Raw genomic sequence first — 9567 nt, 5'->3', positions numbered from 1 at the left:
TGCCAGGCATCAATCAGAAGAACCCCGTACCGTAAGGTGCGGGGTTTTTTGCTTTGTGCTTATCCTCTCTGGCCTTTCTCTTAATCCCTTATCCTGCTAATGGAATGTGTGATCCCTGTCGCAATGTTGTTTATAACAAAATTATAACATTTCATTTACGAGGTAATTGAGTCTCCTGGCTCAATACGCCGCTGTTTATGGCAGGAGCATAATCACAATGACAGAAAGCATTACATCAAACGGGACGCTGGCTAACGGTGATACCCGAAGAAGGGTATGGGCAATCGTCAGCGCCTCTTCAGGGAATCTGGTTGAATGGTTCGACTTTTACGTCTACTCATTCTGTTCACTCTATTTCGCACATATCTTCTTCCCCTCCGGCAACACCACTACGCAGCTGCTTCAAACGGCAGGGGTATTTGCCGCAGGATTCTTGATGCGACCCATCGGGGGCTGGCTGTTTGGCCGCATTGCAGATCGTCGCGGGCGTAAGGCTTCTATGCTGATCTCGGTGTGCATGATGTGCTTTGGCTCTTTGGTGATCGCCTGCTTACCGGGATATGAATCGATTGGGACCTGGGCACCGGCGCTACTTTTACTGGCCCGCTTATTCCAGGGATTATCGGTGGGCGGTGAATACGGCACCAGTGCGACCTACATGAGTGAGATTGCGCTGGAAGGCCGTAAAGGTTTTTACGCCTCATTTCAGTACGTCACGCTGATTGGTGGTCAACTGCTGGCCATTCTTGTGGTGGTGATCCTGCAGCAGATTCTGACGGACGAACAACTTCACGCCTGGGGATGGCGAATTCCTTTCGCGATGGGCGCTGTACTGGCAGTTGTCGCACTTTGGCTACGCCGTCAGTTAGATGAAACTTCTCAGAAGGAAGTCAGAACGCTGAAGGAGGCGGGAACATTCAAAGGGTTATGGCGTAACCGTAAAGCTTTCCTTATGGTGCTGGGCTTCACTGCGGGCGGCTCCCTTAGTTTCTACACGTTCACCACCTATATGCAGAAGTACCTGGTGAACACTACCGGCATGCACGCAAACGTTGCCAGCGTAGTCATGACGGTGGCGCTGTTTGTCTTTATGCTCATACAACCCCTTATCGGTGCACTCTCGGATAAAATCGGTCGACGTACGTCGATGCTCATTTTTGGCGGGCTGTCGGCGTTATGTACCGTACCAATTCTGTCTGCCCTTCAGCATGTGACTTCGCCGTATGCCGCGTTTGCGCTGGTGATGCTGGCGATGGTAATTGTCAGTTTTTATACCTCTATCAGTGGGATACTGAAAGCTGAAATGTTCCCGGCGCAGGTACGTGCTTTAGGGGTAGGGCTCTCTTATGCGGTTGCTAATGCGCTATTTGGTGGCTCGGCGGAGTACGTTGCGTTGTCGCTTAAATCATGGGGAAGTGAAACGATATTCTTCTGGTACGTAACGATAATGGGGGCACTGGCCTTTGTTGTTTCCCTGATGTTGCATCGCAAAGGGAAAGGCATTCGACTTTAATAGTGCGCCATCTGCCACACGGCATAGCCGGTCGTTGCACCGGCAATATCCCAGGCGAAATCTTTCCAGCTCCAGCCGCTCCCTGCGGGGCGGCTATCCCACAGCTCTTTTGATGCCCCAAGACCCACTGAGAACATCAAGCCTATCGCCGCGCTACGATCCCGGCTGTACCCCTGATGCTGCGCATATTCATTACCGGCTGCGGACAACATCGCAGAAGCGAGGAAATGCTGTGCTTTATCCTGTCCTGACCAGTTATCGTTGGCGATATGGCTACAGCCGCTCAGAAAAAGGATGCTCAGTAACAGAGGAATACGCATCAACGGGCTCCATAAAAAAGCCCTGCGGGTGGCAGGGCCTGGACATTACAGAATACGGCTGATAAGTCGGTCGATACGGATACGACGTAAGCGGCGGATAAGCTTGCGGACTTTCACCGGATAATCGGCAATGCTCTGCAGTTCGCGGTAATGATTGACCACAGTGGTATGTGTGCGAATCAGTTCCAGCTCACGTTCACGTTTTGCGGCTAACTCATGCTGCGGGTCATGGATCAGGATAGCGTTTTCCAGATCCAGTCGCCACGCGCGTGGGTTCAGGTTGTTACCGGTCAGCAGCATCCACTCATCGTCGACCCACATTCCTTTCAGATGGTAAGTGTTGTCTTCGTCTTTCCAGAGACGCACAACCAGCTGATCAGTGTTTACGTAATACTGTAAACGGCTCAGGAAACGGCGCAGGTTAATTTCATAGAGATAAGGCAGCGCACCGATGATTTTGAACGGCTGATCTTCAGGAATGAAGAAGTCGTTTGCGGTTTTATCACCCACGATGATTTCCACCTTTTTACCGTCGCGCAGCAGCTGAATGATATTACGCACCAGCACGGCAGGAAGGTTGAAGTACGGCGTACAGATGGTGAGTTTCTGCTCCGCGCACGGCATCAGATGGAAGATCGTTTTGTTCAGCAGGCTTGATTTGCCGAGCCCTACCAGCGGGGTAACGGATAACTCTTCGTTGTTCGCATCGCCCTGGAAATGATAGACCGCATCACGCAGCTCCTGGCGGAAGGCGCGAACATCGTTTTTGATTTCCGGGCTTTTAGGACGCTCGGGATCGTCAAGGCGATTAACACCGCGGCCATGGACCAGATTTTTATCAACCCAGTTGAACATGATATCGGCCATCTGCGGATTACGGATCAGATGGTAGCGGTCGTAGCGATATTTATCGAGCTGATGAAGGTAAACATCATTCAGACTTGCGCCGCTGTAAAGCACGCTGTCATCAATGATGAAGCCCTTGAAATGAAGAACGCCGAGCGCTTCACGGGTATTAACCGGGACGCCATAAACAGGGACATCGACGCCAGGATTTTCCTGCGCCGTGCGGCAATACCAGTCAGCATTGGTGTTTGACGCGGCAGCGCCAATGCGGCCACGCTGAGCGCGATGCCAGTCTACCAGCACGCGAACATCGAGTTCCGGGCGCTGACGTTTGGCTTCATAGAGCGCGTTCAGGATCGCGCGCCCGCCTTCATCCTGTTCAAGATACAGCGCCACAATGCAAATGCGTCGCGTGGCGCTGGCAATCTTTTCCAGAAGCGTCTCCCGAAAATGAGCGGGAGCGTAAAAGAACTCTACATCATCAACTGACTGAGAAATCTTCGGTAGTTGAGCAAGGTGTTGTTGATGTTTATTACGCTTAAATTTTGACAACATCACAGTGCGTTTCTTCTCTGTTCATTGAAGGGTTGTCTGTACCATGCAAACAACATAAGCGGACAATGATACCACCAGTCCCGTCCAAAGTGGGTAACATTTCCAGTAGCTTACTCGCGTTTGTCTGCTGATGTCAGACTGAGGGACAAGGCCACAATACCTTCGTCCAGCTGAATATCAACGTCAAACCCAAGTTTTCGCGCCAGGGTCACCATACCGCGATTGTTAGGCATAGTAATGCCATTGAGGCGTAACAATCCGTGATCTCGCGTATAACTGATGAGTTTTTCCAGCAGCCGTCTTCCCAGACCCAGGCCTTTAAGATCGGAGCGCACCAGTACCGCAAACTCCGCATCGACGTTATCCGGGTCAGAAATAGCACGCGTGACGCCGAGGATCTCATCCCCCTTATCGGAGCGACGAACGGCAACAAACGCCATTTCTCGATCGTAGTCGATCTGGGTCATATTGGCTAAATCATCGTGGGTAAATTCGTTGATTTCGCTAAAATAGCGATAATAGAGATCTTCTTTCGTGACCTGAGAGATAAAGGTCCGCAGCTGGGGCTCATCTTCCGGCAGAATAGGGCGGAACAAGGCGCGTTCCCCGTTCTTCATCTCAACCCACTCCTCCAGCTGCAGGGGATACGGGCGGATCGCCAGACGGCTCTCTCCGTCACCTTCGAATGGCGCGATATCCAGGGTCACGTCCAGCGCCGTAAACTCATTGCCGGACGCGAGCAGCGGATGAATGTCCAGCCGCTGGATCTCGGCACAATCCACAATCAGGTTAGAGACCTGCACCAGGAACTGGCTTAATCCTGCAATATCAAGCGGACGCAGCGCGCTCCGGCCACGGATCTTTTTACTTTTAATCGCCTGGATGATCAGATAACGCGCCAGGTTCATGTTCAGCGGCGGTAAAGCGACCACCGCCTGCTCTTCGGGACGCCACTCAACGCCACCTTCCCCTAGCATGATGAGCGGGCCAAAGACGGGATCGTGTTCGACCACCACCCGTAATTCCTGAGCCCCGGCGCGGTTGGCCATGCTTTGCACCAGCAATCCGTGGATCCTTGCCTGCGGCCAGGCCATTTTGACCCGGTCGAAAATGGCATCAGCTGCCTGCTGCACCTCAGCCGCCGTGCGCAGGTATAACATAACCCCCTGAACATCAGACTTATGCGGGATGTCCGGGGAGCGCAGCTTCAGGGCCACCGGATAGCCAATTTGCTCGGCAATATGCACGGCCTCAGCGCTGTCGCTGGCGATCCAGGTCGGCAGGGTTTGCATGCCGTAGCTGCCCAGAATGGGCTGGACCTCATGCGTATCAAGCGACGTCGCGCCTTCTTCGATGGCCTGCTGCAGCAGCCTGTGCACGTCGACGGTGTTCGCCGTCAGATTCCCCGGCAAAGCCGGCGTCTCACGCAGCTGTTTCTGGTTGCGGCGATATTCCACCATATGCATGAACGCGGTAATGGTGCCTTCCGGCGTGCGGTAGGTTGGTAGCCCGGCCTCGCTGAACAAGCGCCGTGCCTCCTGAGAAGAAAACTCACCGCACCAGTTGGTGAGCAGGGTGACATATTTTCCTCGCGGATGGTTGTGCACGGCGTCAATGAGCGCGCGCGCGCTTTCGCTGCCCGGTGCGACCGCGCTGGGGGAGTGGATAATCATCAGCGCATCGAAATCCTGGCTATCCAGCAAAATGGAGATCGCCCTAATATAGCGGTCGCTGCTGGCGTCATCGCGCAAATCAAGCGGATTGCCGGGCGTCACGCTGGTCGGAAGCGCGTCTTTCAGGCGCTGCAGCGTCTCTTCACTCAGGGTTGCCAGCTTGCCGAAGCGTCGCCACAGCTCGTCCAGCGCGAGCGCGGCAGGGGCTGCACCGTTGCTGACAATCATCAACTTCTCGCCGCGCAGCGGGCGCATGTGGCTTAACGTCTCAACGGCGGAAAAAAGTTCGTGCGTATCCTGTACCCGCAGCAACCCCGCGCGCTGGATGGCGGCGTCCCAGGCCGGATCCATACCGGAATGCGAATGCAGCAGGCGCTGTGCCGCAGGGCTGCGCCCGCTTTTGATCACCAGGATCGGCTTATTGCGAGAAGCGCTTCGAGAAGCCGAGACAAAACGACGCGCGTCGCTGAGGTGCTCAAGATAAAGCAGGATCGCACTGGTTTTACCGTCGCGCGCCAGAAAATCCAGTAGCTCATCCACGTCGATATCCAGGCTGTCGCCCAGGGCAATGAAGTAGGAGAATCCCATTTCACGCTGCTGCGCCCAGTCGAGGATGGTGTTCGATACCGCAGCCGACTGCGAGATAAACGCGAGTTTGCCTTTGCGGATTGGAACCGGGGAGAAACTGGCATTCAGCCCCTGCCAGGGGGCGAGCAGGCCCAGACTGTTTGGCCCAAGAATGCGCATTTGATAGCGGCTGGCGCAGGCCAGCAGCTCGGCTTTCTGTTCAGGGGGAGACGAGAGAATAATGCAGGTTTTACACCCCTTCTTGCCGAGTGATTCCAGCAGTTCCGGGTTGCGCTTCGCGTTGGTACAGAGTACGGCAAGATCCGGCACGAAAGGCAGGCTTTGTACATCAGGCCATGCAAGCACTCCCTGAACGGCCTTATAAGCCGGCGTGACGGGCATGACGGGGCCATTAAAACCCCCGGCCAGCAGGTTGCGCATCATCAGATAGCCAGCACGATCCGGTTTCATTGATGCGCCGATGACGGCAATGGATTTAGGACGAAGTAGCGCTTCTAACCCTCGCTGGCTCATGCAGGCCTCCTGTGAATGCAAGCGACCTGATGATTTTAAACGCTTTCTGGCTCAAGTGCTGTGACGCTGCCCTTATGAACGGTTTTTCCCGCCAGATAGCGCTCCCGGAAGCATGAGAAATGGTTGCTCAGGGCCCCAGCCGCAGCGGTGTCTCCCGCTAAATCCAGAAGCGCAATGGCTACTTCGGCGGTGCAGTACTGCCCGTCAGCATGCGCTTCACGCAGGCGGTAGGCGGAGACGCGGGAAAGATCGACAGAAATCACCGGCAGCGCGTCGAGATAGGGACTTTTGCGAAACATTTTTCGCGCTTCGGTCCAGGTACCGTCCAGCATAATAAACAGCGGCGGTTTACCGGATGGCGGCGCTGAAAGCACATGGCGATCCACGCCTGCATATGATGCGGGGAAAACGACCATCGGCTGATAGTCCTGGCTTGACACTAAGTCGAGCAGGGCCTGAGGTGGCTCCGTACGGGACCACTGAAACGCGGCCGTATCCGGCAAAATATCGGCGATAAGTCGCCCCGTATTGCTGGGTTTCATCGGCTCGGTATCGAACATGACCAGACAAAAACTGCTCTCCGCCGTACTCGGAGCCAGCGTCTCGCACAGGCAAACCTTCAGCGGCAGCAGGCAGCGCTGACAGCGGCGAATACGGTTACCTCGGGCGAGGAACGGTCGGGTGGCGCGCGCGAGGCGTTCGGCGCGTAATTTAAGGACAGCGTTATCAGTCATGAGCGAAATGCAGGAAAAACACTATTTTCGCAGAGGCGGGGGCGGGGCACAAGATGCGCCCCGTGAATGTTACAGCGACTCGTTTAACCAGCTTTCAAAAGGCGCTTTTGGAACCGCACCGTTGAGCATATCGATCACTTCGCCATTTTTGAAAATCATGATGGTCGGGATGCTGCGAATACGAAAACGTGCGCTCAGTTCGGGTTCAGCTTCGGTATTGACCTTAACGAACCGCATTTTTCCGCTGCGCTCTTCGGCCACATCTTCGAAGATCGGCGCGAAGCTACGGCATGGGCCGCACCATGGCGCCCAGAAATCGATCACGACAGGAAGATCGTCCTTGAGGAGTTTGTCCAGCGTAGCACCCGTCGCGTTAATGACATCGCCATCAAATAATTCATGGCCACAACGTCCGCATTTCGCACCATCTTCCATCCGATCGTCCGGAATGCGATTAAGAGCCTGACAGTTGGCACATACGGTATTCATAACTAACCTCTGATAGAGCCGCGGGACAGCGGCGGAACGCCGATAATGTTTCTAATATGTTACGTATTATCAATGAGCCTGTTTGAAACAACAATGCGTTTTATTCAATGAGAACAATAGTCACAGGCTTTTGTACGAAATTATGGCTATGCGCTGGCACATCGGGTAATCTGCGCGCTTCGCGCAGCGCTGGTGGAGAAAAGCATGAACGACGAAATGAAAAACAAAAGCGGCAAGGTCAAAGTGATGTATGTCCGCAGTGATGATGACTCTGATAAACGCACCCAAAATCCGCGTACCGGAAAAGGTGGCGGGCGTCCGGCGTCTTCTCGTGCAGACGGTGGCCGTCGCCCCGCCCGCGATGACAAAAATACCCGTGGTGATGACCGCAAACGTGACGATCGCAAACGCGATGACCGTCCGCGTTCCGACAGCCCACGCAGTGACCGTCCACGCGACGATCGTCCGCGTGATGACTTCTCACGCGATAACGCCTCCCCGTGGCGCACCGTTTCTCGCGCCCCTGGCGATGAGACGCCGGAAAAAGCCGATCACGGCGGTATCAGCGGTAAAAGCTTTATCGACCCGGAAGTGCTGCGCCGTCAGCGTGCGGAAGAGACCCGCGTGTATGGCGAGAACGCCTGCCAGGCGCTGTTCCAGAGCCGTCCTGAGTGTATCGTCCGCGCCTGGTTCATCCAGAGCGTGACTCCGCGTTTCAAAGAAGCGCTGCGCTGGATGGCCGCGAACCGCAAAGCCTACCACGTTGTGGATGATGCCGAGCTGACCAAAGCGTCCGGTACCGAACACCACGGCGGCGTTTGCTTCCTGATCAAAAAACGTAACGGCACCACCGTGCAGCAGTGGGTCAGCCAGGCGGATGCCGATGACTGCGTGCTGGCGCTGGAAGATGTGGGTAACCCGCACAACCTGGGCGCAATGATGCGCAGCTGCGCGCACTTTGGCGTGAAAGGTGTGCTGTTGCAGGATGCCGCGCTGCTGGAATCCGGTGCCGCGATCCGTACTGCGGAAGGCGGAGCCGAGCATGTACAGCCGATCACCGGCGACAGCGTTCTGGACGCCCTTGAGCAGTTCCGTAAAGCGGGCTATTCCATCGTGACCACCTCGAGCCATGCCGGTACGCCGCTGTTTAAAGCGACGCTGCCGCGTAAAATGGTTCTGGTGCTGGGTCAGGAGCGCGATGGTCTGTCTGACGCGGCGCTCTCCAGTGCGGATCTGAGCGTCTCTATCGACGGAACAGGCAATGTGGAAAGTCTGAACGTATCCGTTGCGACCGGCGTGCTGCTGGCCGAGTGGTGGCGCCAGAATAAGGCATAAGCCTCTTAATGTGCCGGGTCAGACCCGGCACATTAAATACTACTCGCTCTCTGCCGGTAACACTGGCATCCAGTCAATTGGCGTTTCGCCACGTTTTTCCAGCCACTCATTCGCCAGAATAAAATGATTACTGCCAAAGAAACCGCGATGCGCAGACAGCGGTGACGGGTGCGGTGCTTTCAACACGTGATGACGCTGACGATCGATGATCGCCCCTTTCTTCTGCGCGTGAGAACCCCAGAGTAAAAACACCACCCCTTCACGATGCTCATTGATAAGGCTGATGACTTTATCGGTAAACGTCTCCCAGCCCAGGCTAGCGTGCGAGTGTGCCTGGCCCGCCCGTACGGTAAGCACCGTATTCAGTAACAGCACGCCCTGGCGCGCCCAGCTTTCCAGGTAGCCGTGGTTTGGCCGGGTAAAACCGGGCACGGTTCCCTCAAGCTCTTTATACATGTTGAGCAGAGAAGGGGGGATAGCCACGCCCGGACGGACGGAAAACGCCAGCCCATGCGCCTGCCCAGGGCCGTGATAGGGATCCTGGCCCAGAATGACCACTTTCACATCGCTCAGTTCGGTGTAGCGAAAGGCGTTGAACACATCTTTCTGCGGCGGGTAAATCGTCTGTCCGGACTGACGCTCAGCGGCAACGGTGCTGAGCGTATTGATAAAATAAGGCTGCTGCTTTTCTTCTGCCAGCACGTCATGCCAGGTTAAAGGTGTTGTCATCTCGCTCTCCTGCGAATCTCAATCTGTGACTAGCTTACCTGTTTAACCCCGGTGAGCAAAATTACACGCTGAAATGTGCGCTAAGTAGCTAAATTTATTTTGAAAAGATGCAGGACAAGTTGAATTGGTAAGGTTGTGAAATTGATCTAAAACAATAAATTCAAACCACACTCTTTATGTGGTTGGTGTTTTTGTTGATTTAAATCAATAAATCGCCGAGGTGTGAATGATATATATACACACAAGAAACAATGGTTTTACCAATTGGCCGC

General features: G+C 54.8%; 8 protein-coding genes. 2 read left to right on the top strand and 6 right to left on the bottom strand.

All coding sequences use genetic code 11. The features are described from left to right. The first annotated feature begins 217 nt into the window (after positions 1-217). The gene (locus N037_RS08265; RefSeq protein ID WP_032640247.1) at positions 218-1513 is read left to right on the top strand and encodes an MFS transporter; all 1296 of its coding nucleotides are present in this window, start codon (positions 218-220) and stop codon (positions 1511-1513) included. Here the strand turns inward: N037_RS08265 and N037_RS08260 are convergent. The 5 genes from N037_RS08260 to trxC all read right to left on the bottom strand — a co-directional run bounded on the left by N037_RS08260 (position 1510) and on the right by trxC (position 7231). Continuing rightward, positions 1510-1833 carry a YfiM family lipoprotein gene (locus N037_RS08260; protein WP_032640244.1) on the bottom strand — a complete coding sequence of 108 codons (324 nt, stop codon included), beginning with the start codon at positions 1831-1833 and terminating at the stop codon, positions 1510-1512. The two genes, N037_RS08265 and N037_RS08260, sit on opposite strands and share 4 nt — an antisense overlap. Positions 1834-1878: 45 nt before the next feature. Continuing rightward, entirely contained in the window at positions 1879-3234 is a 1356-nt protein-coding gene (pssA, locus tag N037_RS08255) for a CDP-diacylglycerol--serine O-phosphatidyltransferase (RefSeq protein WP_023333068.1), read from the bottom strand. Between the two features lie 110 nt (positions 3235-3344). Further along, positions 3345-6008: a bifunctional acetate--CoA ligase family protein/GNAT family N-acetyltransferase gene (locus N037_RS08250; protein ID WP_032640242.1), complete on the bottom strand. Its 2664-nt coding sequence runs from the start codon at positions 6006-6008 to the stop codon at positions 3345-3347. 35 nt (positions 6009-6043) lie between these two features. Continuing rightward, the gene (locus tag N037_RS08245) at positions 6044-6742 is read right to left on the bottom strand and encodes a tRNA-uridine aminocarboxypropyltransferase (RefSeq protein WP_032640240.1); all 699 of its coding nucleotides are present in this window, start codon (positions 6740-6742) and stop codon (positions 6044-6046) included. A 69-nt stretch (positions 6743-6811) separates the two neighbouring features. Further along, positions 6812-7231: a thioredoxin TrxC gene (trxC, locus tag N037_RS08240; protein ID WP_023308858.1), complete on the bottom strand. Its 420-nt coding sequence runs from the start codon at positions 7229-7231 to the stop codon at positions 6812-6814. 204 nt (positions 7232-7435) lie between these two features. On the opposite strand from trxC, the gene N037_RS08235 reads away from it, so the two are divergent. Further along, positions 7436-8566 carry a tRNA/rRNA methyltransferase gene (locus N037_RS08235; RefSeq protein WP_032640238.1) on the top strand — a complete coding sequence of 377 codons (1131 nt, stop codon included), beginning with the start codon at positions 7436-7438 and terminating at the stop codon, positions 8564-8566. 39 nt (positions 8567-8605) lie between these two features. On the opposite strand, the gene ung is transcribed toward N037_RS08235, so the two are convergent. Then, positions 8606-9295: a uracil-DNA glycosylase gene (ung, locus tag N037_RS08230; RefSeq protein WP_032640236.1), complete on the bottom strand. Its 690-nt coding sequence runs from the start codon at positions 9293-9295 to the stop codon at positions 8606-8608. Between the last annotated feature and the right edge of the window lie 272 nt (positions 9296-9567).

It is taken from the genome of Enterobacter sp. EGD-HP1, from assembly GCF_000733275.2.
GTDB lineage: Bacteria > Pseudomonadota > Gammaproteobacteria > Enterobacterales > Enterobacteriaceae > Enterobacter.
This window is presented reverse-complemented; position numbering and strand designations above follow the sequence as displayed.